This window comes from Methylophaga sp. OBS1, assembly GCF_026319365.1.
Genome location: NZ_JAPDMS010000002.1, coordinates 166,612 through 192,066, shown reverse-complemented (window position 1 = coordinate 192,066; position 25,455 = coordinate 166,612). Strand labels below are relative to the sequence as shown.

Sequence of the window (25,455 nt, the reverse complement as noted above, 5' to 3'; positions counted from 1 at the left end):
AGCTCAAGAGCCCCGTTATTTGACGATAACGGGGCTTTTTTCTGCCATCAAGCTGCAATATTCAGCTGTTAGTGTGAAGGATTTAAATCGAGATCTCATGCTAAGCAGGCAGGCAACTTCAGTTTCCTTTCCCCTGGCCGGGTTGCTTTTACTGTTACCCGCGCTGTTGTTATTTTCCCGCGCGCTGGCCGATATCACACTGGTCATAATCGGTGCTGTTTTTCTCTATCGAAGTTACCGACAAAAGGACTGGCGCTGGCTGAATGAACCCTGGTTCAGGTTGGCCCTGGTATTCAGCGGCTATTTATTGGTCCTCAATACACCATTCAGCCTGGCACCGCTGGAAAGCCTGGTCTATTCGCTGTTTTTTTTACGCTGGCCCCTGTTTGCAGCCGCATTAGCCTGGTGGCTACTGGCCACTCAGTGCAGGCAAAAGGTTTTTCTGCAGGGACTGGTCGTCACCTGCTTACTGATCGCAGCAGACACCGGCTGGCAGTATGTTTTCGGTACTGACTGGTTTGGTATTGAGGCCTTTTCCGATGATCGTCTGACCGGGCCATTTCGTAACCCGGTAGCTGGTACCTTGATGCTCAGAGTCTGGTATATCGCGACTTTTATTGTACTTTTCTGGCAGCTGAGCACGCGTTTGTCACTGCTGACCACGCTCTCAGTCTGGTTTACAGGACTGGTTTTGATCTTTATTACCGGTGAAAGAATGGCCTTGATGTTATATGCAGCCGGTGGCCTGGTGTTGTTGCCAGCAATATGGGGCTCATACCCGGGGCGTCGCGGGTGGCTGGTGGTAGGGTTGATAATCATGGCACTGCTCATAGTGACCTTGATACAGTCACAGCCGCAAACGGCGGCCCGAAGCATTTTCAGTATCGGAGAAAAACTCTCGGTGTTTTCCGAGTCTGATTACGGCAGAGTGTTTGCCGGTGCCTGGCAGGTTTGGCAGCAGGATTTCTGGCTGGGTACGGGGATTCATACCTATCAGGCTGCCTGTGAGCAACGGGGTGTGTTTTCGGATCAGAATCTTGGCTGCACCCATCCGCATAATCTGTACCTTGAGCTCGGCGCGGAAACAGGACTCATCGGCCTGCTGTTATTCGTCTTAATGCTGATTGCAATATATCGGCAATCATTGAGACAAGCTATCAGACAGGGGGTGTGGCTTCATGCCGCCCTCAGTTTTTCGGTGCTGACCGTCAGCTTCTGGCCACTAACGGGTGGTGTCAGTGTGCTTAGTAACTGGATAGCGGCACTGGTCTGGCTGGGTGTAGGTTGGGTGCTGGCAGTCTCGGCAAGACCGATGCCATTACCGTCTCGACAGAGAGTTGTGCAAGATCATTGACTTTAAGGGCACGGAATTCACCCCGACGAATTTCAGCCCGGGCCACAGAGGTTTCTCCGCCGAACAGGGCAAGACCGGGCCGGTCGAGGCAGGAGGCCAAATGACTGGGACCGGTGTCATTACCGATAATAAGGCTGGCCTTTTTCAGCAGGCCGGCGAGCTCGAACCAGTTGAGCAGACCGTGCTCCAGTGCCGGAGTAAATCCGGGCAGATCATCAGCCAGTTCAATTTCATCCGGGCCGATAATATTGACGACTTCAAAGCCATGGGCAATCAGTGCATAGGCCAATTGAGGATAATATGGCCAGCGCTTTTCCGGGTGAGCCGCAGAGCAACCTGGAATCAGGGCAACAAAAGGAGATTGTTGCAGGCTGTCGGGCAAAAGATGAGAAATATTGACACTCATCCAGCTGACATCCGGATAAAAGGCCTGTTTAACCGGGATCGAGGCCTGTTTCAGCAACTCAACCTGGCCTTTAAGTCCGGATTCTGGCTCAGGCCCCTTGCCGCGACTAATCCAGTTCAGATCTTTCAATCCCCAGCATTGATAAAGACGGGTTCGATCAGAGTTTTGTAAGTCGATAACCTGTCTGTAGCCTTGCTGACGAAGTTCTGCCAGCATCTGTCGCTGCTTATGCCACTGCCACCAGGCTAAGCGCGGATCGCTCAATACGCGGTCAATATGGGGACAACGCCGCATCAATCCAGCATACATCGGTGAGGTCAAAAGCGTGATCTCAGTCTGACTGTAATGCTGTCGAATATCGCGCAGCACGCCATCAGATTGAATCAGATCGCCGAGCGCACCGTGTTTGATGATCAGTATTTTTTCCGTTTTTTTCAGCATGGCTGACCCGCCAAAATTGACTGATAGGTTGCCAACGTCTGATCACGCATGGCTTGCATACTCATTAAGCTGCCTGCCTGCTGACGAGGTGCGGCCATCAATGATGACCACTCATCGGGCGATGCCAGTAGATGAGTCAGCTTCTGACGAAAGGCCAGACCATCGTTTACGGGCGTCAGCAACTCGGCTGGCAGGACTTCGTTGGCCACCGGCACATTGGTCGATAATACAGGACAGCCCAGCATCAGTGCTTCACTGAAAACATAAGAAAAACCTTCCCGCCGGGAGCTGATAAGCACACCATCCGCCGCGGCCATCAGTGCGCCGACATCAGTGCGATGGCCCAAAAGTCTGACCTGAGTGGTCATGGCTAGTTGTCGAATACGCCGCGATAAATGGTCACGCTCCGGGCCGTCGCCGACCAGTAACAGACTGAGTGGCAGACCATCAACAGCATCAAGCAACATATCAAAGCCTTTGGCACTGACCAGACGCCCCGCGGCAAGCAGGACCGGCCTGTCAGGTGGCAATTCGAACTGTTGATGAAGATCGAGCGGGGGCCATTCTGATGCATTTATACCGTTGTAAATCACACTGTGATTGAGTGCAGCAAAAGGTACTGCCAACTGACGACTGACAGTAATGACATGGTTCAATCGTTGAAATGCCTGAGTACTGCGTTTGATGTTATGTAAAGTCCCCACTGTGGCTGCCGGCAAAAAGCGTTGAAGCCGACTCAGAACGACGGCAGCCTTATTGGCCTGAGCGTGTACAATCTGAGCTTGAAACTGACGCAGGGCGCGGAGCACCGACAGACTTAGAATCGGATTTAGCCGACTTAGCGTTGCTGTAACCGGGTAGCGTAAGATGCCGGCAGGTAGTGAGGCCAGAAACTGCTTATCACTGATCACCGCCACCTCATGGCCGGCATGGAATAACTCGACTGAAAGCTCCCTGACATGTTTTTCCAGACCGCCGTTGCCATGACTGAGTAATAACTGAGCGATTTTCATACAGCCAGCGGCTCGGACAATACGTCTTGATATACAGCAAGGGTAGTCTCCAGCATGTTTTGCAGCTGAAACGGGTGTGTTTTTGGCAATGTCGGGCGGCTATCCAGCCAGGCAAGACTGCGGGTGACCAATTGACGCTGATTAGCGGTCTCGATCAGACCCGCCGGAAGAATGACTTTCATCTGCTCAGCCACGCCGCCGTGGTTATAGGCAATCACAGGCACACCCAGGCTCAGGGCCTCCAATGTAGTCCTGCCGAAAGCTTCCGGTTGTTGCGACAGTGACATAACCAAAGTGGATATGGCCATCACTTCACGGATGTCGCTGCGATGACCGGTCAGGGTGATGTGCTGTTCCAGGCCCAGTTGTGTAATCCGCCGTTCGAGCTCACGCTGGAGATGCGCTTTGCCAGCCTTGGTTTCACCAACAATTAGCCCATGCACATTGGGCCGGTGTTGTCTGATTTCAGCCATAGCCTCAATGAAGTCCAGCTGACCTTTCCAGCGACTGATTCGTCCCGGCAGGGTCAGCAGTTGTTTACCCCTGGTTTGTGGATAATGCCGATACCAGTCCTGCAGCCAGTTTTGAGGAGGTTGATAACCATGATAAAAACCTGCCGGATCAACGCCGCGATAATTCAGCCACAGCCGTTTGGGATCAACAGGATAATGTTGCAGAACGTAATTTCGGATCATCTCCGAAACGACGATCACCCGCTCGCCGCGGGCCATAATGCGGCTGTAGGGACTGACTGAGTATTGACCGTGCACGGTGGTAATGAGTCGCGGACGCTGGCTGACGGGCATTTTTTTCCAGGCCAGATAGCAGATCCACGCTGGGAAGCGGGATCGCACGTGAAGAATGTCGATTTGATTGTCCTGAATATACTTAATGAGTCTGGGTATGTATTTCAGGGTCAGTAAAGACTTGCTTCCTACCGGCCATGACAGATGTTCACTGCCTTCTGCCAGCAATTGTTTAACCAGTCGGCCACCGGCAGAAATGACGATGGAGCGATGACCCTGTGCGACCAGATAGCGTGCTACTTCCAGCGTGCCGCGTTCCACTCCCCCGGATTCCAGTGCGGGCAGAACCTGAGCAATATTGAGTCGACGGGTCATGGCAAGCCTACAAGCTGAGGCTGTAAAGCCGGTGCTGTCTGCAGCCAGCGTTTTATCATCCAGTCAGCACAGCGGTCGGCTTCCGTAAAACCGGCCACAGGATGAAGCGATTTTTTGTAGTCACCCAGGCTGTCAAAGCGTGTCACCAGCTGATCAGCGAGCAGCTGATTGATACCACGTGAAACCCGGTTCTCACGTTTCACCGGCATATTGAGCAGACCAACCGCATTCCGGGCAGTCAGGGCTTCATACACCATGGAGGTAGACTCTTCAGTGATCCAGGCGCTGGAGGATTGAGCCAGTTGCTCAGCCACCCAGCCGGGGCCGGTCTCGGCAAATGGCGTCATGCTCAGGTTTTTTAAACCCAACTGTCTGAGAGCAGGCATAAAATCTGCCGGTGTGCGTCTGGATGTAGTCAGGCAGTAATTGACAGTTGGATTATGTCTACACAGCTGTACGATCTGAGACAGCAGGCTGTTGCCATCCCAGCTGCAGTGCTTTGACGGGCCACCAATCATGATCAAAGACTGGTCCTTGCGATGTGTGCCTTCGGGTCGCAGTGGATTGAGCACGCCGCGGGTTTCCAGGAAACGGCCGTTGCCACGGTAGTGATCGTGCGCCGGAATCAGGCACAGATCAAACAGTTTCAACGGCAGGCTGGGCTGCATCATGACCACAGTCTGACCACCGTAGACTTTTTGTGCTGCCAGCATATGCAGGTGGGTGCGGTGACCCGCACCGATAATAAGATCAGGGAGCGGCAAGTCCCTTCCTGCCGGCCAGGTGGCACTCAGCCAGCTCAGCATCGGTTGCAGGCGGCCTGAAACCGGAATATCAAAACTCTGGCAATGCAGCCGTCGTTTGAGCGCGTTAACCAGTCCCTGGCTCTGACTTTGATGTCCTGGCTTCGCGTCCGTGAGTCGCCAGATGGTGAGTGGGGGCACTGCTGCATTCATGGGGTTGGCACCTGTAACGTGGTTCAGCGTCAGGTGCACTATAGGCGGCGACTATTAAGGTTTTATGAAAACAGGCAGGCTGATAAGTTCAGGAAATTTATCCCTGTATACAGGGTGTGCTGTGGGTCATAGTAATAACATCACAAATCATAGGGAAAAGCATGATCGAACGCGATGAAAACACTTATTCCGCGCTCAGAGAGATGGCTGAAGATATTCATCTTTTGTCACGTAACGAGAATGATGAATTGATCGGGGTTGATTATTACAACAAGCTATCCATTCTGAGCGATCAGGAACTGGATGAGTTATTGCGCCTCTGGCAGCGGAAAGTGACGACCTGCCATAAGGAAAAACTGGCCTCTCAATGGATGGTCGTTCAGATATTAATGTTCATCAGCTTTGCCATTTACCTTGCCTGGCAGTTTGGTGGTTTGACAGGCGTGCTATCCAGCATCACAGGCGTTATTGCCATGATTGCCATGATTGAAGATAAGCGTGTGAGAATTGCCAAACGGAATCTGGCAGATGCCAGGCGGGTCTATCAGCAACTCAGTGAACGGCGACACAATGGTGGCGGCTGACGGAGACGCTGCTGTTGACAGGCTGCCAGTGTAATGTAAGTCTCGTCTCGCTGTTTCTTACAAGAGGAGATTTTTATGACTACAGTGACACTGAAAGGCAATCCATTTAACACGGTCGGTGAACTGCCTGCCGTCGGCAGCCAGGCGCCGGCATTTACCCTGACTAAAACCGATCTGTCGGATCTGAACTATTCGGATCTGTCTGGTCGTGTAGTGCTGAACGTTTTCCCATCTGTTGATACCCCAACCTGTGCCAACTCTGTTCGCCAATTTAACAGCAAGGCATCGTCACTGGATAACACGACCGTGGTCTGTGTTTCCAAGGATCTACCATTTGCGCTGGACCGTTTCTGCGGTGCGGAGGGACTGGATAATGTGATCGCGGCTTCCGCGTTCCGTTCCAGCTTTGCTGAAGACTATGGATTGAAAATGCAGGAAGGTCCGTTGGCGGAATTATGTTCACGCGCGGTCATCATTCTGGATGAGTCAGGTAAAGTCATCTATACCGAGCAGGTCGCAGAAATTGCCGACGAGCCCGATTATGACAAAGCGCTGGCCGCACTGAGCTGAGCATTGAGTCGAGTTTTCATAAAAAGCCCCGCAAGTCGGGGCTTTTTTATGTCTGTCCGTTTCAGTTGGTTCAGGAATTAGCGGGGCATGTTGTCTGTCATTGCATTAAAGACAATAGATAAGCTAAAAAGTAATTATGACTGAACATGCCAGCGTGTTTTCTTCTGTTGCAGTCCTTGCCGAGTTTCATCCGCAGGCCAAGGCATTGCGTTTCTGGCGGGATGAACAACAGCATCTGCATGCCAAGGTCGAGTTGTATGATGCCCCCTTACCGGCACTGGAAGAACTGGAAGCCGATATCGCGCTGGTTTCCAGCACACTCACCGAAGCTGCTTTGCCCGATTTCCACGCCTTTTGTCAGGATATTGAGACGATTTTTCATGGCAGTCAGCCATCCGGGCCGGTAGCAAGTCAAAAAGGGGTAGACTGGGTCCGTTTCCGTCGTATATCCGCTTATGCCCAGTACTGGCAGGATCGCAATCCGCGTGAGGTCAGCAAGTTGCTGACATTTATGATGGGGATCCCCCTTTACAGTCAATTGCTTGGCCGGTTTATCACCCGTCGGCAAGGGCAAGCCAAGCAGGAAATTATTGAACAAACGGCGGTGCCCGGTGCGGTGTATATCATCGGCGTCAATCGTTTCAATCAATTGTTTCGAGAGGATATCGACACCGCGTTCAATGAGGCGAAACTGCTGGTGTCCACTTTTCGTGGTACGCGGGATGATAATGCCGCCAACATTATCAATGGCATGGTCAAGTCCATGTTGTTTCACTGAGCTTAATGCTGTTTATTGCCGTGCCGCAAAGCAGGCACGGGATTTGCTCACTCTCTATTGTGCTTGACCCAGAGCTGCTAGGCCGATGGAGGGGATGATGAAAGAAATGTGGCGTGATTACGATCCCGGGGGCTTTTTCGATGAGTTGATGTACGACAAACATCAGCCCCGAAGTTTCAGTTATCGTTTGCTTGATTATTTCACCAGCCTAGAGAAGCAAGCCTTCCAGCAGCGTATTAATGAGTCCGAAATGGAAATGTTGGAGCGGGGAATTACCTTCACGGTATACAGTGATGCTGGCAATATTGATCGAGCCTGGCCTTTTGACATTATTCCTCGTGCACTACCCAAAACAGAATGGCTTCGCACCGAAAAGGGGCTCAAGCAACGCATTCGTGCATTAAATCAGTTCATTAATGATATCTACAACGAGGCCACCATCATCAAAGCGGGGCTGATCCCTGCAGATGTCGTCTACCACTCAAAAGGCTATCGTCCCGATTGTCAGGGTATGACCCCGGCACATGGTGTCTGGGCGAATATTTGTGGATCGGATCTGGTGCGTGATGATAGTGGTCACATCTATGTGCTTGAGGATAACCTTCGGGTGCCGTCAGGCGTCTCTTACATGCTTGAAAACCGCAAGACAACCAAACGCGTATTTCCAGAGCTGTTCCGCCTGTTAAACATCAGTCCAGTGGATGCCTACCCTGAAGAATTGTCCAGGATGCTGCGCTCGCTTCGACCTGATTTATCCAACCCGAGGATGGTATTGCTGACGCCGGGCATCTTCAACTCGGCCTATTATGAACATGCCTTCCTGGCGCAACAGGCCGGGTTAATTCTGGTCGAGGGCGCTGATCTTGTTGTGGGTAAGGATGAATTCGTCTACATGAAGACCATTCATGGTCTGGAGCGGGTGGATGTGATTTATCGTCGCATTGATGATGACTTCATTGATCCTGAAGTCTTTCGATCCGATTCAATGCTTGGGGTGCCGGGTGTGATGCGTTCCTGGCGCTCGGGCAAGGTAGCGATTGCCAATGCGCCGGGGTGTGGCGTCGCTGATGATAAAGTCATATACGCCTATGTGCCGGCGATGATCCGCTACTACCTGAACGAAGAGCCTATTCTCGATAATGTGCCAACCTGGCTTTGCAGAGAGCCTGATCAACGGGCTTATGTGCTGGATCATTTGCCGGAGCTGGTGGTGAAACCTGCCAACGAATCAGGTGGTTACGGTATGCTGGTGGGGCCCCATGCCAGTGAGGAGAAAGTGGCTGAGTTTCGGCGACTGCTTGAAGAAAATCCCAGTAACTATATTGCACAGCCTACGCTCAAATTGTCTGTATCACCCACATGCTGTGAAGGTGGTATCGCGCCACGCCATGTTGATCTGAGGCCTTTTATTCTCGCGGGCGACGACTGTTATGTCACCCCCGGAGGCCTGACACGGGTCGCACTCGTTGAAGGCTCACTGGTCGTGAACTCTTCTCAGGGAGGAGGCAGCAAAGATACCTGGATTGTTGATGACTTACCCTTTATGGAGGGCGAATGATGCTATCGCGGGTAGGAGAGAGGGTTTTCTGGCTGGCACGTTATCTCGAGCGTATAGAAAACACGGCGAGACTGATTAATGTTCATACCTCATTGTTGATGGATTTACCCGAACATCGGGAGATCAACTGGTATACCCTGGTCACTATTTTCGATGCTAAAAACGATTACTTTGATCGTCATGATCGGGTCAACGAGTACGATATTATGCATTTCCTGCTGGCGGATTGCAGTTACAGTGGCGCCCTTGTGAATGCCCTGCTGGCCCTCAGAGAAAATGCACGAACCTCCCTCGATATTCTGCCGGAAACATTATGGGAGCAGGTCAATGAGCTACATTTGCTGGTAAAAGAGGAAATGTCATCAATAGGCAATCGTCGACGCCGGCAGAATCTGCTGCTGTCCATTGTTGAGCGTTGTCTCGGGATATGGGGCATCATTGCGAATCATATGAGCCGTAACTATGCCTATGATTTTTTGCTCGCCGGCAAATACCTTGAGCGTGCAGACATGACCAGTCGAATCCTTGAGATGACATCAATACTGGTGGCTGACAAGGAAAGTGAGATTACCAAGCAATATGAAAGTATTCTCTGGGGGACCTTGTTGCGGGCACTGAGCGCTCAGCAGATGTTTACTCAGCACCACGCTACGGGTTTGAAAGCGGATAAGGTGCTGACATTTTTGATTACGGATAGTCGTTTTCCCCGCTCCCTCAGTTTTGCTATCAGCGCGCTGGGTAAGTATCTCACTTATCTGCCTAATCCGGATAATGTGCTTGCACTTCAGGCTGCTTTGCTGGAGAGATTGCAGGCTTATGAAGCCGACTCATCCATGCTGGCAATGACCCATCAACAGATGGATAAGTTGCAGCATAGTTTGAATGCGGTTAACCATGCCATTGCAAATCAGTGGTTCTATCCAGATTTCGCCACAACATGAAGCGTTTCAGCTGTGACTGTGGGCAGGAAATTTATTTCGATAACCTGTTTTGTGGTGCCTGCGATAGCCCGCTGGGGTTCGATCCTGTCAGCCAGACACTCATCAGTCTGGGACATGAAACAACCACGCCCAACTCGCAGAAATTCAGATTTTGTGAGCACCGTGATCACGCGCTGCAATGTAACTGGTTAATCCCTATTGAGAGTCCGGATAAGCAGTGCCTATCCTGTGCGACTACCCGGCAAATCCCCATTCTTGATAACCCGGATAACTGGCGCCGCTGGCACACGCTGGAGGCAGCTAAAAGGCGCTTGTTTTACGGTCTACTGGTACAGAAGCTGCCTATTGGCTCAGCGCATCAGCTACCGCTGGTCTTCGACTTTCTCGAAGACCAGCGTTCCAATCCGGCAGTGAGCCTGGAACATGTGTTGAGTGGTCATAGCCAGGGGGTTATCACGCTGAATGCCGCAGAGGCTGATGGCAGTTACCGCGAGGCTGCCAGAGAGGCCATGAATGAGCCTTATCGAACGTTGCTGGGCCACTTTCGTCATGAAAGTGGTCACTATTACTGGGATCTTCTGATCAAAGACAGTCAGCATTACCCGGGATTTCAGCAGTACTTTGGTGATGAGAGCCGGGATTACAACCATTGTCTTCAAACCTATTATCTTGCAGGCGCGCCTGACAACTGGCAGCAGGACTTCATTTCTGCCTATGCCAGTGCCCACCCACTGGAAGACTGGGCAGAAACCTGGGCCCATTATCTGCTGATGATTGAGACCCTGGAAACGGCATTGAGTTATGGCGTTATAGACCGTATTGACGGCGATCGGGATTTTGACAAGTGGTTTGAGGAGTGGCTACAACTGGTCAGGGTGCTTAATGCCCTCAACCGCAGTACAGGTCAGCCCGATGCGTATCCGTTCGTTGTCTCGGAAAGCGTGCAGCAGAAATTAAAATTTATTCATGCTGTGGTAAATCAATATCAGTCATAGCCGGGGATTCGGGGCATCTCTCTGAAAGCCTGATTGAGTTTATTGCCCCACTCGCGACGTAATGCCATGAGAAAAGGATCTTCGGCATCAAAGCGATGATGTCTACCCATCTCGAAACTGTCTCTGTGATACATCAAGACCTCAATGGGCGGGCCGACACTGACATTACTCTTCATCGTCGAATCCATCGAAATCATGGCACAGGTGGCCGCATCAAGTAGCGATGTCTGCATAGTCAGAAAACGATCCAGCACCGGTTTTCCGTATTTGCTCTCTCCGATTTGCAGGTAGGGAGTTTCTGCGGAGGTAGTGATGTGATTACCCTGAGGATAAATTAAAAAGGCCTGATGAGGCTGCCCCTGAATTTGTCCTGCCAGCAGCAAGGTCGCATCCGGAGAAAAGCCGGATTGTTCATCTTCACTGTATCGGCGAATTCGGCTACTCAGAACATCACCCACATAGTCTGCGGTATCTGACATATAGCTGGTGGTGTTGAGGCTAAGCGGGTTGGCTTCACGAATATCGCGGTTAAGCTGTTCAATGACGCATTGGGTCGTGGCAAGGTTACCCGCGCTCATTACCACCATACTGCGGTCAGTTGTCGTTTCAAAGCGGAACATCTTGCTGTAGGTGCTGACCTGATCGATCCCGGCATTTGTACGTGAGTCAGAGGTCAGTACCAGGCCCTGATCCAGTGAGATGGCAATACAATAAGTCATAATTTCCCCGCTACAGCATTTGCTTAAGATAGTTAAATTTCCATCAGACAGCAATCCGTTCGTGCTCAACCCGGAATTGTGACTGTGATTTCGATTAATCAGGAGCTGAATTTGACTCGATAAGGGACTTTGAGCGGTTAATACTTTTAGCTTTGCTTGACTGTTTAGGGGCCGCGACATTTTTCAAATGTTGAGCTAATCTGAACAGGTACCACGATAAAAGCAAAGCAAACACCAATATCTTATAGCTGCATCTTATTCGTGACGTATGTTGGTCAGCTATTGATAATAAATCGTTTTCAACGAAGTAATCGCTTACTGATAAAAGGCTGTGGAGCACCAGGGACAGAACGGTTTAAGTCATATTTAACCATCAGCTGCTGAGCCAAGCGATGACACAGCACCCGATGAATCAATGACAGGGAACCCGTTGATATCTGTTGTGTCATTTTTATAGCAAGGTTGCTATCCATCCTATTCAATCGGCACTGTCGCTGATTTTGATTTTCTCTGATCTGACTGAGCCTTAGCGGGCTGTTTGGCCGCTTGTGGGGCCGGATACAAATAAAGGAATCTGTCATGGATGTGTTCAAGCAGTTTATTGAGACAATCAGCTGGGCTGAAGTTATCATGACTTGCCTCAGAGTCGTCTTAATCCTGTTTTTTGCCTGGCTTATCAGTCAATTACTGAAAACCGGCTTGCAACGATTTGAAGCCAGGCTGGTCGCTCGCAGTCTCGCCAGGGGAGAATCCTCTGCAGAGTCGCAGAAACGCATAGAAACCCTGATCCGCCTGCTGAAGCAAGCAGGACTGTTGGCGCTCTGGATCACCATCTTGCTGGTTATTCTGCGTGAAGTCGGGGTTGAAATTGCTCCGGTGCTGGCGAGTGCCGGTATCGCCGGTCTGGCCATCGGTTTCGGGGCCCAGAATCTGGTGCGGGATGTTATTTCCGGTTTCTTTATGATTCTGGAAAATCAAATCCGGGTCGGTGATGTCGCTATTATTAACGGGACCGGTGGGCTGGTAGAGGCAATCAATTTCCGCACCACCGTGTTACGTGATTTATCCGGTACCGTCCACTTCTTCCCCAATGGGACCGTGACCACACTCAGCAACATGACCACCGAATGGTCGGCCTATGTGTTCGATATCGGTGTCGCCTACAAAGAAAATACCGATTCAGTGAGTGAAGTTATTCAGTGGGTGCTCGACGAGATGCTGGCAGATGAGGAATATGGATCCTTGATTATTGAAGCCCCGGAGATTTTTGGGGTCGACAAACTGGATGATTCCTCTGTGGTCATCAAGGGGCGCATTAAAACCAAACCCATTATGCAGTGGAAAGTAGGACGGGAGTTTCTGCGCCGTATCAAGATCGCTTTTGATGAGCGTGATATCGAAATACCATTTCCACATAGTACGGTTTACTTCGGTGAGGCCAGTAAACCGTTTGATATCAAAATGCTGGAAACGGCCTCGACTCAGTCGCGGGAGATATAACCCCAGCGACCCTGGGATTGCACCCGGGCAAGGCCGTCATGGAAAGCTTGGGCATGATCAAAGCGGGGTTTTATGACCATCGTGCCATTCTTGTCGATATAACCATATTTCCAGTAATCAATGGTGACAGCGGCAAGGCCTTGGCTAAAGGAATGCCCCCACTTGAATTGAGGGGGGATGACCATTCTGCCGCTTTGATTGACATAACCTACTCTGGCATCCATCTCGATGCGGCCCAGGCCCTCATTGAATGACCAGGCGTTATCCATTGAGGGCGCGATGATTTCCTCGCCTTCCGTGTTGATGTAGCCATACTGTTGGTCTTTGACCACCACAGCCAGGCCTTCACGAAATGGCAGCACTTTGTCGTAGGTTTTATTGTTGAGCTTGCTACCGTCTGTTCTGATGAACCACCACGCCTGATTCTGGTTGACGATAGCCAGCCCAGTGACAAAATCGAACGCACGGTCATAAGGACCACTGATGACCAACTGGTTGTTTTGATTGATATAACCCCAGCCTTGTGGTGTTTCGACCGCCGCCAGGCCATCACTGAAACTCAGTGCGTCCAGGTACTGTGGTTCAATGATCCAGTTCCCCTCTCGGTCGATAAAGCCCCAGAGTCCGTCCATGCTGACAGCGGCAAGCCCCTCACGATAGCCGGTCGCCTGGGTGAAAGCCGGCTCAACCTGCCAGGCGCCGCTCTGATTGATAAATCCCCATCGACCATCCTGCATAGCAGCGGCCAGGCCGTCATAAAAGTGCTGCACCTTGCTGAATTGAGGCGCGATGGTGATTTCGCCATCGGGGCTGATAAAGCCCCAGCGGATAGACTTGAATATCGGCGCCAGCCCCTCATGAAAGTCATGAATTTCGGTCTGGGGTTCAAGGCCATAGATGATGTCTCCCTGACGGTTAATGAGCCCGGTCTGTGGCCGGCCATTTTCAACTTTGACCACAGTGGCGACCCCATGGGTAAAACGGCTGGCAGCATCGAACTCATAGTTAATCACCAGGTCCCCGGGGTCGGCGTTTACGGGAAAACACAAGGACAAACTCAACAGCAAGAAAACCAAAATTCGACAGACGGTTTGAGTGAACATGGCGACCTCCGTGAAGTGGACTCGAGTGTGGTTGGATTTACGTGAATTTCACGTCAACCGGAAAAAACTACGCTTATTAAACTCACGCTTAGCCAACTGACCGCAAAGAGGTTTTCAGCAGTGCTGCTCCCACTGGTAAGGGCCCGCTGGCCACTAAGAACTGTATTTTCAGCCACGATGGTCTGGCTCAGCAGTGCCTGTTCTCCCGTGACTGTGCTCAATGCGATGGTGCCGGACAGCGGCTATCAGCGAGTCGCAGATATTCCCTATGGCAACGATGAGCGACAAAAGCTGGATATTTACCTTAGTCACTCCCGGCAGCAGCAGACCTCACCCAGCACGATCATTTTTTTCTACGGTGGTAGCTGGGAGTCCGGTGATAAAAAAGACTACAAATTTGTAGCAGAGGCGCTCACCGCGCAGGGATTTGATGTTGTGATTCCGGATTACCGGGTCTATCCGCAGGTGCGCTTTCCCGCCTTTGTGGAGGACGGTGCCAGTGTGGTTGCCTGGGTCAAACAACATCTGGGTGATTACGGTGCCAGCGAGGAACGTCTGTTTGTCTCCGGCCACTCCGCCGGCGCACACATTGCGGCGCTGTTGACGCTGGATGAGCGTTATCTCAAGGCAGAAGGACTGACTCCATCGGTATTCAGGGGCATGATTGGTCTTGCCGGGCCCTATGATTTTCTGCCGCTGAAAAGTGAGACTTTAAAAACGATATTCGGGCCCGAGGAGCAGCGCTGGCGTAGCCAGCCCATTCATTTTGCCGATGCCGGCAAGCCGCCAATGCTATTGCTGGTAGGAGAGGATGATCTTACGGTGTTACCCAAAAACAGTCACAATCTGGCAGCGAAAATACGAGATAAGGGGGGACAGGTGACGCTCACCTCATTTGAGGAATATGGTCATGTCGCGATGGTGGCCAAGCTCGCCAAACCGTTGCGGGGTGAGGGGCATTTGCTTCTGGAGATTAGGTACTTTATCAACCGGCATTAGCAGAAAACAGGCTGCCGGTGTCTTCGGTCAGCCTGTCTGGGTCTGTTTCACTGTATGCCTTTGGAAGTCAGTACAATCATTTTCTCTACCTGCATGTCGTGCATGGTGTAGGGCACGCCGCCAGTGCCGAGACCGGAATGTTTGAGGCCGGCAAAAGGCATCCAGTCAACGCGGAAAGCCGTGTGTTCATTGATCATCACCGCAGAAGCATCGAGTCGGTCTGCGGCCTGCATCGCAGTATCAATATCGCTGCTGTAGACCGAGGCCTGGAAAGCAAATGGCAGGCCGTTGGCCTTGTTAACGGCATCTTCAATTGAATCCACCGGGTAAACACAAACCACCGGACCGAAGACTTCTTCATTGGAGACTTTGGCGCTGGCGGGTGGATCAAACAGCACGGTAGGGGAATAACTATTGTAGGGCAATGTCTGACCACCACAGAGCAATTCGCCGCCCTGGTCGACCGCTTCCTGAACCCAGGAAGCGATGCGGTTCAATTCGCTTTTGGTAATAATCGGTCCTACATCGGTTTTATCAGATAAAGGGTCGCCTACGGTCATTTTATTGGCCGCTTCAGCGAGTTTTTCCGCCAGTTCACGGGCAATACTGCGCTCAGCATAAATTCGCTGAACGGATACGCAGACCTGACCGGCATGATAAAAGCTGCCCTTGGCAAGCCCAGGCACTGCCGCCTCAAGTTTGGCATCTTTTGCCACGATGACGGGGGCGACGCCACCATGTTCGAGCGCACAACGAGCCCCCGGAGCCAGTTTTGAGCGCAGATGCCAGCCGACTCTGGCGCTGCCGATAAAGCTCAGAAATGCCACGCGGGCATCAGTGGCGAGGTATTCAGCCAGATGGTGATCTTCGGTCAATAATGCCTGGCACCACTCCGGTGGCAGCCCAGCTTTGTGGAAGATTTCCACCAGCCGATAACAGGATAAGGGGGTTTTTTCAGCGGGCTTGACGATGACAGGACAGCCGGTGGCAATCGCCGGGCCCACTTGGTGCGCAATCAGGTTGAGCGGATGGTTAAACGCACTGATGGCGACCACCACCCCAATGGGTTCCTTACGCATCATTGTCAGGCGATGTTGTGACGCCGGGTTAATACCCATTGGGATGGTAGCCGGAGCGTCATTTCTCAACACATCGACACAGGCCCTCAGGCTGTCGATGCAGCGAGCCATCTCCACGTTGGAATCCGCCAGTGGTTTACCGCCTTCCTCAGCGGCGCCCGCAGCCAGTGAATCAGCCTGATCTTTCATCATGGCGATAGCTTTTTCCAGGATGTCGATCCGCTCAACGGTCGACAGCCATTTGCTGCGGTCCCGGAACAGGCCATGAGCAGTCTCCAGCGCCTGATCGATATCAGCCTGATTGGCTTGGTCCAAAGTGCCGATCAGCTGGTCATTGTAGGGGGAATAGACTTCCGCTTTTTCAGCGTCAGATTTGGAAAGTCCAGCGATCATCAACGGGAAGTGCGGTATGTTGCTCATATGGGCTCTCCTTATAAAATGCAGATTTTCTGTTTCAATCCCTCGCTCAGAATTGAGTAATTGAGTGAATAGTCGACCGCCAGATCAATCAGATGAACGCCCCTGGAGTTCAATGCGGAATCCAGGACTTTGGCAAACTCGGCATGACTGGCCGGTCTATGACCGGTGGCGCCGTAGCTCTCAGCATATTTGACGAAATCGGGGTTGTTAAAGCTCAGACCATAGTTTTTGAAGCCCATGCCTTCCTGCTTCCAGCGCACCATGCCATAGCAATTGTCATTGAAAATCAACACGACCAGATCCAGCCCCAGCCTGACGGCGGTTTCCAGTTCCTGTGAGTTCATCATAAACCCGCCATCACCACAGACGGCCATCACTTTCTGTTCCGGATGCAGTAATTTGGCGGTCATCGCCGTCGGCAGGCCGGCCCCCATAGTGGCGAGGGCATTATCGAGCAGAATCGAATTGTAGTAGTAGCTGGGGTAATTACGGGCGAACCAGATTTTATAGACCCCATTATCCAGTGCCAGGATGTCTTCCTCCCCCATGGCTTCGCGGATAATCTGTACCGCGGCCTGTGGCAGGATCGGGAAGCGCTCGTCATCACTGTATTTGGACAGACGTTCACGGACTTCCTGCTTGACCCGGTAATAATAGGAAAAGTCCCAGTGCGGTTGTGGCGTCAGTCCGGCGCGCAGACGATTGATCGAGGTGGCAATATCCCCCACCACATCCAGCTGCGGGAAATAAACGGGATCAATTTCAGCGGCGTGGAAGTTGATATGAATCACCTCAGCACCCCCGTCTTTCATAAAAAACGGGGGTTTTTCCACTTCATCATGGCCGACATTGATTATCAGATCGGCGCGGTCGATGGCGCAGTGGAGAAAATCGGATTCGGACAGGGCGGCGGTGCCCAGATAGCTGTCATGACGCTCATCAATCACGCCCTTACCCAACTGCGTGTTAAAAAACGGAATGCCGGTATGCTCGACGAACTTGGTCAACGCCACGCTGGCGCGTTTACGGTTGGCGCCGGCACCGATCAGCAATAGCGGCATTGACGCTTCTTCGATCATTTTCAGTGCGTGCTGAATGGTGCGGTTGTCGGCATCAGGCCGCCGGATAGTCTCGACAGTGTAAATACGTTCATGCGCTTCTTCAGCGGCGATATCTTCCGGCAATTCAATATGCACGGCGCCCGGCCGTTCTTCCACTGCGACCCGGAAGGCTTCACGCACCACGGCGGCGACGGTGTTGCCATGCACAACCTGTTTGGTGAACTTGGTGATGGGACGCATCATATTGACCACATCGACAATCTGGAACAGGGCCTGTTTGCTGGCTTTGATCGGCTTCTGACCGGTAATGATGAGCATCGGCATACCGCCCAGCTGGGCATAGGCGGCGGGAGTCACCATGTTGGTGGCGCCGGGTCCCAGTGTTGAGAGACAGACCCCGGGTTTACCGGTCAGCCTGCCGTAGTTGGCGGCCATAAAACCGGCACCCTGCTCGTGCCGGGTGATAATCAGTTCTATCGATGAGTGCTGTAGCGAATCGACAAAGTCCAGGTTCTCCTCACCCGGTATTCCGAAAATATACTCGACCCCTTCGTTTTCCAGTGCTTTGACGAGCAGGTCTGATGTTTTCATGATGTGTCCTTATCGTTGCGTTGCAAGGTTCTCATCGAGGCCGACAGGTCGATTATATCGCCATGATTTGGCCGACCGCTATGTGTTTATGATGCCGATTTCCACCCGCCGGTTCATGGCCCTGCCGGCGGCGCTCTCGTTGGATTCCAGCGGCTGGGTATCGGCATAGGCTTCAATTCGGAACTGGTCTTCCACCAGGCGGCGATCAGCGAGCAGAGCGTGCACGACGGAAGTCGCTCTGGCGCCGGATAATTCCCAGTTGGAACGGTACAGGCCAGTGCGCAATGGCACATTATCAGTGTGACCGGCGACCACAAATTCCGCATCCATCTCGGCCAGTGCCTCGGCAATCTGTTGCAACACCGGGGCAAAACCTGGTTTCAGTGCAGCGCTGCCGGACGGAAAAGAAGCCTGCTCATTAATGCGAATAAGGACGCGATCCTGCATCGTCTCCAGCGTCACAAGCTTTTGATCCAGCGCCGTTTTGAGCGCGCTTTGCAGGCTATCCCGAATCGTATTGGCTTTCGCTGTGCGATAGACCTCGGCGTCTTCTGTTTTAAGCACTTCGCTGTCGGTAACTGAGGCCTGACGTATGGATTCCAGCGGGGTGGCCCTATCCGGATTCGGTGAAAAACGTTGCTGAATGACGCTGGTCGCTTTCACAATATCTTCCGGTTTGGGGCGGTCAATGCCAAAGGCATCTTCCATTGAGTTCACCACCATTTTGTATTTCAGCGCATCAATTTCCGCCATCGCGACAAGGAGCACAAAAAAGCAAAGCAGCAACGTCATCAGATCGGCAAAAGTGCCCATATAACGAGGGATGAGTTTGTCTTTGGCCGTAGTGTTAGGGCCGGGACGCTCAGAATCCGGTTCGGCTACGCTCATAGTGCTCAGTATCGAGTATTTTCATCAGGCTAGCGTGTTTTGAGTTTTTGTCAAAATACAATCAGTTCAGTTCCGGCTTTTATAGCAGAATCTCACGGGCATGCTTCGATCTATCTTCATTGAGCCTATGCTATCCTCACCTTGTGGAGGCGGGCATGACCGAATTCCTTGATGCGAAAACCATTTTTGTGCTCACAGGGATGTTTACCGGGCTGATCACTGTGGTGTTCTTTTCTATCCACAGAGGTGTCTATGCGGTCGTGAACGGGGTTTTGTCCTTTGCCTGGGCCTATGGTTTTTTTACGCTATTTGCGCTGTTACTGTTGATGCGGGGCTTGCTGCACCCCTTAATCACGGTAGTACTGGCCGACACCGCATTGTGTCTGGCGATGCTGATGATTGCGGATGGTATCAGCAGGCTGAAAAACCTACCCATTCAACAGGGCATCTATCGCTGGTATCTCAGCTTTTGCCTGGTTGCCTTCTTTTACTTTACCTTCCTCTCTCCCAGTTTTTCAGCGCGGGTGATGGTTACCATCATCTGCACCGTCGCGATCTTCAGTTGGGCGCTGGTGATGCTGTGGTGGCAACCGATTAAATCATGGCAACTGGGTGAGTGGGTGTTGTCAGTAGCTTTGCTGGTGTCAGTGGTCGCTGCCCTATTGCGTGCGCTGACCACCCTGATGGAAACAGACGCTGTGGCAGCGCTTTCGATTCTGAGTTATCAGGGTCTTCAGGCACATTTTCTGTCCATTAATCTGTTGGCCGTGATTTTTATTGCTTTTGGACTCATCGTGATGAGCCAGGACAGCTTGCGTCGAGATCTGGAGAGGCTGGCGTCTTATGACGCGCTCACCGGCGTATTGACCCGTCGCGTGATTCTAGACTTGCTAGACAAATCAATGGCCAAAGTGTCCCGAACGGGTCGACCTGTGGCGGTGATGATGATTGATCTGGATCATTTCAAGCGCGTCAACGACAGCTATGGGCATCGAGTTGGTGATAGTGTTCTCACCCAAGTCATTGCCGCGGTTGAGCGTGTCTTGCGTAAGGATACTTATATCGGTCGGTATGGTGGTGAAGAGTTTCTGATTGTGATGCCAGATACGACACATGAACAATTGTTGGAAGTCAGTGAACGTATTCGCCAGGCTGCGGCGAGCACAATAATCCGACATGAACAAAGTAACATTCACTGCACTATCAGCATTGGCGCCCTCATCATCGATACTTCCAATGTCGACAGTTTGACGGATCCTGTAACCTTAGCGGATAGAGCGCTATATCAGGCCAAGCAGCGGGGAAGAAATAAGGTGGTCATCGCCGGCGATACAGCTCAGCAGCCCCTGCTGGAAACAGAGTCAAGATAAATTCTGCGCCCAGGCATATAATGGCAATCAGCTCAGGTTGGAGCTTCACATGGCGATAAAGAGCCCCTTAAGACTACCCGTCCGAACGTCAGTTGATGCAGACTAAAATTTCTACCAGACTTGCTTTCTACAACATCCTGACCGTGCTGGCGGTGTTGCTTTTCATCGCTGCAAGCTACGTTCATCACAGCCTAGTTGAACAATATCGCAATGGATTGCTTAATGATACCCGCAGTGAGCTTAGTCATTATCACAACCGCTTATACACCAATCTGCAGAATCATATTCAGATAGTCAGGGGCCTGCCTGGCCTGTTTGCTATCAATCCTGAGTTGACGCAGGCGCAGTATGCCCGTGCCGTGGGTCATCTGGTCAACAGTGAATCTGAGATTCGCAATATTGCCGCTGCACCGGATATGGTGATTCGCTATATGTATCCAGTAGAGGGTAATGAAGCCGCTATTGGCCTCAATTATCGTGAGGTCGCTGACCAGTTTGAAGCGGCAGAACGTGCCAGACTTACAGGCAACCTGGTGCTGGCAGGACCGGTCAAGCTCAAGCAGGGCGGAGAGGGGTTAATCACCCGCATTCCGGTTTTCCTGGAACATGAAGAAACAGGCGAGAAATATTTCTGGGGGCTGATCTCTGCAGTGATAGACATTCAGCGCTTTTTTGAGAAAAGTGGGCTGCTCAATGAAGCTATGTCTATCAATCTGGCTATCAGAGGTGCTGACAGTCTGGGACGTCAGGGAGAGGTCTTTTTCGGTGACCCTGGGCTGTTTAATGACAACAGCCTGAAACAGACATTGAAACTGCCCGAGGGAGAGTGGCTGCTCGCTGCTGAACCAGCCAACGGCTGGGGCCAATTACCACCTGATATCTGGCAGAAAAGAATTTTGATCTATGGTGTGGCGACCGGATTATTCCTGTTACTGGCACTGTTCATACGTTTTATCGTCACAGCCTCAATGGCTAATATCAAATTCCGTAATTTGATTGAGAGCTCGCCGGTGCCTTACATGCTGCTCAATGAAAACAAGCAAATTAGTTTTATCAACCAGGCTTTTACCGATACTTACGGTTACGACCTGCAGGAAGTTCAATCCATGGACAGCTGGTGGGACATGACGACACAACCGAAGTATTACAGTCATGAGTTCAAGCGCTATCTGGTCAACCTGGGACAACACAGCAAGGCTTCAGACAGCACTATGCAGCCGATGGAGCTGGAATTGCTGACTAAAAACGATCAACGCAAGGTCGCCTTACTGAGTATTTCAATGCTGCAGGATACCCTGGAGCAGGAAATGTTGCTGGTGGTCTATGACATCACGGTACGAAAAGACGCAGAAGAACAGTTGCGCTTCTCATCACGGGTATTCAACCAGGCCCATGAAGGCATCATCATTACTGACACTGATGGCAATATCACGGATGTAAATCCGGCTTTCTGTGAGATTACCGGTTACACCCGGGAGGAAGTGATAGGCAAAGGTCCACACATTCTTAATTCCGGCAGACACTCGCCCGACTTTTTCAATCACATGTGGTCTGCCATTACCGAACACGGTTACTGGCAGGGTGAAGTTTGGAACCGGCGTAAAAATGGCCAGCTCTATGCGGAATTACTCACCATTTCCGCACTGACTGATGATGATGGTCAGAGCCGCCATTATGTCGGGCTATTTTCTGATATTACTCAGACCAAGCAACAACAGGAAACGCTGGAACTGATGGCGCATTATGATGTGCTGACCAAGCTACCTAACCGGGTGTTGTTTGCTGATCGTTTTGCCCAGGCAGTGGCACACAGCAAACGCACCGAAACACTGCTGGCGATTTGCTTCCTGGATCTGGATAACTTCAAACCGGTTAATGACACCCATGGCCATGAAGTGGGTGATCAGTTACTGATTGAAGTGGCGATGCGCCTGCGAGCCAATGTCAGAGATGAAGATACTATCTCCCGTTTTGGTGGCGATGAGTTTGCGATTCTTTTCCGTGACATCGAGTCGTCCGATGAGTGCGAGTTTCTGCTACGACGGATTCATGAATCCCTGTCTCAGCCCTACAGCGTGAATGATTTACGTCTGGAAATCAGTGCTTCCAGTGGCGTGACTTTTTATCCTAATGATGATGCCGATCTGGATACGCTGCTGCGACATGCGGATCAGACCATGTATCAGGCCAAAATGTCGGGGCGTAATACCTACAAACTGTTTAACCCGGCACATAACCGGCAGACCATGGAAAAACAGCAGTGGCAGCAACAGATACGCCAGGCACTGATAGATGAGGAATTCTGCCTGTTTTATCAACCGAAGCTGAATATGCGTAGCGGTGATGTTTTCGGCATGGAAGCCTTAATCCGCTGGCAGCATCCAGAGCGAGGCTTGTTATCACCGGCCCATTTCCTGCCTCTGATCACTGATACTGAAATCGAGATCGAAATGGGACAGTGGGTTTTGAAGTCAGCATTGTCACAACTGGAATCATGGCATCAGCAGGGCTATAAAATCGAAGTGAGCGTTAACATCGCCACTTCCCACTTGCAATCGACACATTTTATTGATGACGTGGAGATTGCCCTGGCTCAGCACCCGGCCTTGGATTCACGTTACCTGCAGCTGGAGGTCGTCGAGACCAGTGCCATCGGTGATATAACCGCCATTTCCAAAGTGATAAAAATGTGCCGTGATGTGTTGGGGGTTTCGGTTGCACTGGATGATTTTGGTACCGGATATTCCTCGCTGACCCACTTGCGTCACCTGACGGCGAGTACCATCAAAATTGACCAGAGTTTTGTCCGCGATATGCTTGACGACCCTCAGGATTACACGCTTGTCGACGGTGTCAGTGGTCTGGCGGATGCCTTTAATCGTCAGGTTATTGCTGAAGGTGTTGAGACTGTCGAGCATGGTTTGATGCTACTGATGATTGGCTGTGATCATGCTCAGGGCTATGGTATCGCCAGGCCGATGGCAGCTGACAAGGTGCTGGAGTGGCTGGATCATTACGAAGCCGAGCCGGAATGGATCAAATGCGCCGCCAGACCGCTTACGCCAAGGCAGCAGGACCTGTACCTGTTTGAACTGACGTCCCAGCGCTGGTACCAGCAGTTTGTCGCGGCAATGAATCAATCTGGAGACGAGGCCCAGAGCTGGCCCATCATTGACCAGCGGAAATGTCACTGCGGCAGCTGGATACAACGTGCTAAAACGCAGGGACTGTTTGATGCGTTGTGGTTGGATAGCCTTGAGCAGGCGCATGCCGCCTGGCATCAAACCGCCATCAAAATCCGTGAAATGTGTATGACCGGACAAGCGACACAGAGTCGTCAGTATCTGGATGATATGGTGAGCCGGTTTGAGGCCATGCAGGCCATCGTTATTGCCGCTCAGCCCCCCCTGAAATCTGTTGTCAGCAATGCAGGGCGAGGAGATAATAAGCAAGTTAAGAACAGGGCTAAAGATTAAAAAATATGCAATTGACTGAAACCAAAGCCAAAGAGATCATCAATAGTTTTAGTATTCCCCCCAAACCAGCGTTACTGGTTTCACTGCAGCTGGAGCTGGCAAAAGAAGAGCAGGACCCACGAGCATACGCTGAACTGATTAGTCAGGATGTGGCCTTGTCTGCCGTGGTGTTAAAAACAGTGAACTCGCCGGGCTTTGGCCTCAAACGACAGCTTTCGGATATCCGTCAGGCCGTGGTCATGCTGGGCGCGGATCGACTCACTCATTTGGTGACGTATTTCGCCTTACGACAGTCGATCAGAGGCAAATCATCCATTTCGCTGGAGAAATTCTGGGATAACACCATGGAAGTGGCGACGATGTCGCGGTTCGTTCTGGAATACCTGGCCAACAAAGTCGAGGTCGACGAGGATGCCTTGTATGCGCTCAGCCTGTTTCGTGATTGCGGCATCCCCTTGATGGCCATGAAATACAGTGATTACCGCAGTGTGTTGTATGAAGCCAATCATTCACCGCATCACTGTTTTACAGAAGTGGAGGAAGGCCATTATCAGACGAACCACGCCATCATCGGCTATTTTGTTGCTTCATCCTGGCATCTGCCCAAATCTTTGTGCGAACTGATTCTGCGTCATCACGATCCTAACTTTCTCACTGATAATCTGACGACGGTCGAACAAAAGGATTTGTACGCCCTGATGAAGATCGCTTCAGCTGTGGCGACTCGCTACAAGTACAACATTACCGATACGGAATGGCCGATGACTTCGGAGGCGGTGCTGACCCATATGGGAATGAGCGATATTGATTTTGATGAAATGATGGTCGACTTGCTTGAGGGCTATTCAGCTCAGTTCGGCGAATTTTGAGCGCGATAGTGGCGGAAACTCACCAGCCGCTTAGAGAGTCAATATAGCGAAGTTATGATTTTGCGCAGCTGAGCTGGAGGTAAAATGAGAGCGCTAATTCCTGTTTTAATGTTGTTTCTGGCGGGTTGTAGTAATGTGCCGGTCGCTATCAAACAATCCCCCCAACCAGACTGGCAACTGGCACAGATAAGCGGCAAGGCTGAAAGTCACCAAGGCGAGCCGGTTCGCTGGGGTGGTCAGGTAGTGAAGGTGGAGAATGATGAAAATGGCGCCACATTGCATATTGTGCAGTTTCCACTGAACAGTTATGCTCGACCCAACAGCGACAGCCGCAGTCAGGGTCGGTTTCTGGCTACCTCTTCGGCGTTTATCGATCCCTACATTTATAAATCAGGCACGCTGGTGACAGTGGCTGGTGATATCGCAGGACAGGAAACCATTAACATCGACAAAAAATCGATGACCGTGCCGGTTATTCGTATCCGCGAAGTTTACCGCTGGCAACCGAAGCGTGATTATCGTGATCCCTACTGGTATGACCCGTACTATAACCGCTTCGGCTATGGTTTCAGTTATCCACACTGGCGTTCACGCTGGTACTATGACCACGGTTACTACTGGTAGATAAAGCAAAGCCGCCATCATTGATGGCGGCTTTTTCAT

22 protein-coding genes are annotated in these 25,455 nt (G+C 51.5%); 13 read left to right on the top strand and 9 right to left on the bottom strand.

Going from position 1 to position 25,455, the window contains the following annotated elements; genetic code table 11:
• The first annotated feature begins 97 nt into the window (after positions 1 to 97).
• On the top strand, positions 98 to 1,354 hold the full coding sequence (locus OMQ46_RS07640; protein WP_266236162.1) for an O-antigen ligase family protein: 1,257 nt from the start codon (positions 98 to 100) through the stop codon (positions 1,352 to 1,354).
• On the opposite strand, the gene OMQ46_RS07635 is transcribed toward OMQ46_RS07640, so the two are convergent.
• From OMQ46_RS07635 to OMQ46_RS07620, 4 genes are read right to left on the bottom strand one after another with little or no spacing between them, the layout of a single operon-like run.
• Positions 1,245 to 2,201, bottom strand: coding sequence for a glycosyltransferase family 9 protein (locus OMQ46_RS07635; RefSeq protein ID WP_266236161.1), 957 nt, complete (start codon positions 2,199 to 2,201; stop codon positions 1,245 to 1,247). The genes OMQ46_RS07640 and OMQ46_RS07635 overlap by 110 nt on opposite strands.
• A complete protein-coding gene (locus tag OMQ46_RS07630; RefSeq protein ID WP_266236160.1) occupies positions 2,195 to 3,214 on the bottom strand; it encodes a glycosyltransferase in 1,020 nt (339 codons plus the stop codon). Before OMQ46_RS07630 ends, OMQ46_RS07635 begins: the two co-directional genes overlap by 7 nt.
• Positions 3,211 to 4,335 (bottom strand): glycosyltransferase family 4 protein, encoded by a 1,125-nt coding sequence (locus tag OMQ46_RS07625; protein ID WP_266236159.1) that lies wholly within the window; start codon positions 4,333 to 4,335, stop codon positions 3,211 to 3,213. Before OMQ46_RS07625 ends, OMQ46_RS07630 begins: the two co-directional genes overlap by 4 nt.
• Positions 4,332 to 5,291 carry a mitochondrial fission ELM1 family protein gene (locus tag OMQ46_RS07620; protein WP_266236158.1) on the bottom strand — a complete coding sequence of 320 codons (960 nt, stop codon included), beginning with the start codon at positions 5,289 to 5,291 and terminating at the stop codon, positions 4,332 to 4,334. The genes OMQ46_RS07625 and OMQ46_RS07620 overlap by 4 nt, the downstream gene beginning before the upstream one ends.
• Positions 5,292 to 5,452: 161 nt before the next feature.
• On the opposite strand from OMQ46_RS07620, the gene OMQ46_RS07615 reads away from it, so the two are divergent.
• From OMQ46_RS07615 to OMQ46_RS07590, 6 genes are all read left to right on the top strand, one after another.
• Positions 5,453 to 5,875, top strand: a complete 423-nt coding sequence (locus tag OMQ46_RS07615; protein WP_266236157.1) for a hypothetical protein — start codon at positions 5,453 to 5,455, stop codon at positions 5,873 to 5,875.
• A gap of 75 nt (positions 5,876 to 5,950) precedes the next feature.
• Positions 5,951 to 6,445, top strand: a complete 495-nt coding sequence (gene tpx, locus OMQ46_RS07610; protein WP_266236156.1) for a thiol peroxidase — start codon at positions 5,951 to 5,953, stop codon at positions 6,443 to 6,445.
• A gap of 136 nt (positions 6,446 to 6,581) precedes the next feature.
• A complete protein-coding gene (locus OMQ46_RS07605; protein WP_266236155.1) occupies positions 6,582 to 7,223 on the top strand; it encodes a hypothetical protein in 642 nt (213 codons plus the stop codon).
• Between the two features lie 97 nt (positions 7,224 to 7,320).
• Positions 7,321 to 8,781 carry a circularly permuted type 2 ATP-grasp protein gene (locus OMQ46_RS07600; protein WP_266236494.1) on the top strand — a complete coding sequence of 487 codons (1,461 nt, stop codon included), beginning with the start codon at positions 7,321 to 7,323 and terminating at the stop codon, positions 8,779 to 8,781.
• Entirely contained in the window at positions 8,778 to 9,722 is a 945-nt protein-coding gene (locus OMQ46_RS07595) for an alpha-E domain-containing protein (RefSeq protein WP_266236154.1), read from the top strand. The genes OMQ46_RS07600 and OMQ46_RS07595 overlap by 4 nt, the downstream gene beginning before the upstream one ends.
• The gene (locus tag OMQ46_RS07590) at positions 9,719 to 10,717 is read left to right on the top strand and encodes a zinc-binding metallopeptidase family protein (protein WP_266236153.1); all 999 of its coding nucleotides are present in this window, start codon (positions 9,719 to 9,721) and stop codon (positions 10,715 to 10,717) included. The genes OMQ46_RS07595 and OMQ46_RS07590 overlap by 4 nt, the downstream gene beginning before the upstream one ends.
• Here OMQ46_RS07590 and OMQ46_RS07585 read toward each other — a convergent pair.
• A complete protein-coding gene (locus OMQ46_RS07585) occupies positions 10,708 to 11,436 on the bottom strand; it encodes a proteasome-type protease (protein ID WP_266236152.1) in 729 nt (242 codons plus the stop codon). The two genes, OMQ46_RS07590 and OMQ46_RS07585, sit on opposite strands and share 10 nt — an antisense overlap.
• 579 nt (positions 11,437 to 12,015) lie before the next feature.
• Between OMQ46_RS07585 and OMQ46_RS07580 the strand changes: the two genes are divergently transcribed.
• A complete protein-coding gene (locus OMQ46_RS07580) occupies positions 12,016 to 12,936 on the top strand; it encodes a mechanosensitive ion channel family protein (RefSeq protein ID WP_266236151.1) in 921 nt (306 codons plus the stop codon).
• Here OMQ46_RS07580 and OMQ46_RS07575 read toward each other — a convergent pair.
• Complete coding sequence (locus OMQ46_RS07575) at positions 12,918 to 14,039, bottom strand: WG repeat-containing protein (RefSeq protein ID WP_266236150.1); 1,122 nt, start codon at positions 14,037 to 14,039, stop codon at positions 12,918 to 12,920. The two genes, OMQ46_RS07580 and OMQ46_RS07575, sit on opposite strands and share 19 nt — an antisense overlap.
• Positions 14,040 to 14,216: 177 nt before the next feature.
• On the opposite strand from OMQ46_RS07575, the gene OMQ46_RS07570 reads away from it, so the two are divergent.
• The gene (locus OMQ46_RS07570; protein ID WP_266236149.1) at positions 14,217 to 15,038 is read left to right on the top strand and encodes an alpha/beta hydrolase; all 822 of its coding nucleotides are present in this window, start codon (positions 14,217 to 14,219) and stop codon (positions 15,036 to 15,038) included.
• Positions 15,039 to 15,085: 47 nt separating this feature from the next.
• On the opposite strand, the gene OMQ46_RS07565 is transcribed toward OMQ46_RS07570, so the two are convergent.
• The 3 genes from OMQ46_RS07565 to OMQ46_RS07555 form a co-directional block, all read right to left on the bottom strand.
• Entirely contained in the window at positions 15,086 to 16,537 is a 1,452-nt protein-coding gene (locus OMQ46_RS07565; RefSeq protein WP_266236148.1) for an aldehyde dehydrogenase family protein, read from the bottom strand.
• Between the two features lie 11 nt (positions 16,538 to 16,548).
• Positions 16,549 to 18,189 (bottom strand): acetolactate synthase large subunit, encoded by a 1,641-nt coding sequence (locus tag OMQ46_RS07560; RefSeq protein WP_266236147.1) that lies wholly within the window; start codon positions 18,187 to 18,189, stop codon positions 16,549 to 16,551.
• Between the two features lie 78 nt (positions 18,190 to 18,267).
• Positions 18,268 to 19,077 (bottom strand): flagellar motor protein MotB, encoded by an 810-nt coding sequence (locus OMQ46_RS07555; RefSeq protein WP_266236146.1) that lies wholly within the window; start codon positions 19,075 to 19,077, stop codon positions 18,268 to 18,270.
• A 155-nt stretch (positions 19,078 to 19,232) separates the two neighbouring features.
• Between OMQ46_RS07555 and OMQ46_RS07550 the strand changes: the two genes are divergently transcribed.
• The 4 genes from OMQ46_RS07550 to OMQ46_RS07535 all read left to right on the top strand — a co-directional run bounded on the left by OMQ46_RS07550 (position 19,233) and on the right by OMQ46_RS07535 (position 25,416).
• Complete coding sequence (locus OMQ46_RS07550) at positions 19,233 to 20,447, top strand: GGDEF domain-containing protein (protein WP_266236145.1); 1,215 nt, start codon at positions 19,233 to 19,235, stop codon at positions 20,445 to 20,447.
• A 95-nt stretch (positions 20,448 to 20,542) separates the two neighbouring features.
• Positions 20,543 to 23,923: an EAL domain-containing protein gene (locus OMQ46_RS07545; RefSeq protein WP_266236144.1), complete on the top strand. Its 3,381-nt coding sequence runs from the start codon at positions 20,543 to 20,545 to the stop codon at positions 23,921 to 23,923.
• 5 nt (positions 23,924 to 23,928) lie between these two features.
• Positions 23,929 to 24,792: an HDOD domain-containing protein gene (locus OMQ46_RS07540; protein WP_266236143.1), complete on the top strand. Its 864-nt coding sequence runs from the start codon at positions 23,929 to 23,931 to the stop codon at positions 24,790 to 24,792.
• Between the two features lie 84 nt (positions 24,793 to 24,876).
• Entirely contained in the window at positions 24,877 to 25,416 is a 540-nt protein-coding gene (locus OMQ46_RS07535) for a Slp family lipoprotein (RefSeq protein ID WP_266236142.1), read from the top strand.
• Positions 25,417 to 25,455 lie beyond the last annotated feature (39 nt).

Excerpts from the sequence above, each read along its gene's own strand:
- OMQ46_RS07575 (WP_266236150.1), bottom strand. The coding sequence starts at position 14,039 with ATGTTCACTCAAACCGTCTGTCGAATTTTGGTTTTCTTGCTGTTGAGT.
- OMQ46_RS07550 (WP_266236145.1), top strand. The coding sequence starts at position 19,233 with ATGACCGAATTCCTTGATGCGAAAACCATTTTTGTGCTCACAGGGATG.
- OMQ46_RS07635 (WP_266236161.1), bottom strand. The coding sequence starts at position 2,201 with ATGCTGAAAAAAACGGAAAAAATACTGATCATCAAACACGGTGCGCTC.
- OMQ46_RS07590 (WP_266236153.1), top strand. The coding sequence starts at position 9,719 with ATGAAGCGTTTCAGCTGTGACTGTGGGCAGGAAATTTATTTCGATAAC.
- OMQ46_RS07540 (WP_266236143.1), top strand. The coding sequence starts at position 23,929 with ATGCAATTGACTGAAACCAAAGCCAAAGAGATCATCAATAGTTTTAGT.
- OMQ46_RS07605 (WP_266236155.1), top strand. The coding sequence starts at position 6,582 with ATGACTGAACATGCCAGCGTGTTTTCTTCTGTTGCAGTCCTTGCCGAG.
- OMQ46_RS07620 (WP_266236158.1), bottom strand. The coding sequence starts at position 5,291 with ATGAATGCAGCAGTGCCCCCACTCACCATCTGGCGACTCACGGACGCG.
- OMQ46_RS07565 (WP_266236148.1), bottom strand. The coding sequence starts at position 16,537 with ATGAGCAACATACCGCACTTCCCGTTGATGATCGCTGGACTTTCCAAA.
- OMQ46_RS07570 (WP_266236149.1), top strand. The coding sequence starts at position 14,217 with ATGGTCTGGCTCAGCAGTGCCTGTTCTCCCGTGACTGTGCTCAATGCG.
- OMQ46_RS07640 (WP_266236162.1), top strand. The coding sequence starts at position 98 with ATGCTAAGCAGGCAGGCAACTTCAGTTTCCTTTCCCCTGGCCGGGTTG.
- OMQ46_RS07615 (WP_266236157.1), top strand. The coding sequence starts at position 5,453 with ATGATCGAACGCGATGAAAACACTTATTCCGCGCTCAGAGAGATGGCT.
- OMQ46_RS07545 (WP_266236144.1), top strand. The coding sequence starts at position 20,543 with ATGCAGACTAAAATTTCTACCAGACTTGCTTTCTACAACATCCTGACC.
- OMQ46_RS07630 (WP_266236160.1), bottom strand. The coding sequence starts at position 3,214 with ATGAAAATCGCTCAGTTATTACTCAGTCATGGCAACGGCGGTCTGGAA.
- OMQ46_RS07600 (WP_266236494.1), top strand. The coding sequence starts at position 7,321 with ATGAAAGAAATGTGGCGTGATTACGATCCCGGGGGCTTTTTCGATGAG.
- OMQ46_RS07595 (WP_266236154.1), top strand. The coding sequence starts at position 8,778 with ATGATGCTATCGCGGGTAGGAGAGAGGGTTTTCTGGCTGGCACGTTAT.
- OMQ46_RS07560 (WP_266236147.1), bottom strand. The coding sequence starts at position 18,189 with ATGAAAACATCAGACCTGCTCGTCAAAGCACTGGAAAACGAAGGGGTC.
- OMQ46_RS07555 (WP_266236146.1), bottom strand. The coding sequence starts at position 19,077 with ATGAGCGTAGCCGAACCGGATTCTGAGCGTCCCGGCCCTAACACTACG.
- OMQ46_RS07625 (WP_266236159.1), bottom strand. The coding sequence starts at position 4,335 with ATGACCCGTCGACTCAATATTGCTCAGGTTCTGCCCGCACTGGAATCC.
- OMQ46_RS07580 (WP_266236151.1), top strand. The coding sequence starts at position 12,016 with ATGGATGTGTTCAAGCAGTTTATTGAGACAATCAGCTGGGCTGAAGTT.
- OMQ46_RS07535 (WP_266236142.1), top strand. The coding sequence starts at position 24,877 with ATGAGAGCGCTAATTCCTGTTTTAATGTTGTTTCTGGCGGGTTGTAGT.
- tpx (WP_266236156.1), top strand. The coding sequence starts at position 5,951 with ATGACTACAGTGACACTGAAAGGCAATCCATTTAACACGGTCGGTGAA.
- OMQ46_RS07585 (WP_266236152.1), bottom strand. The coding sequence starts at position 11,436 with ATGACTTATTGTATTGCCATCTCACTGGATCAGGGCCTGGTACTGACC.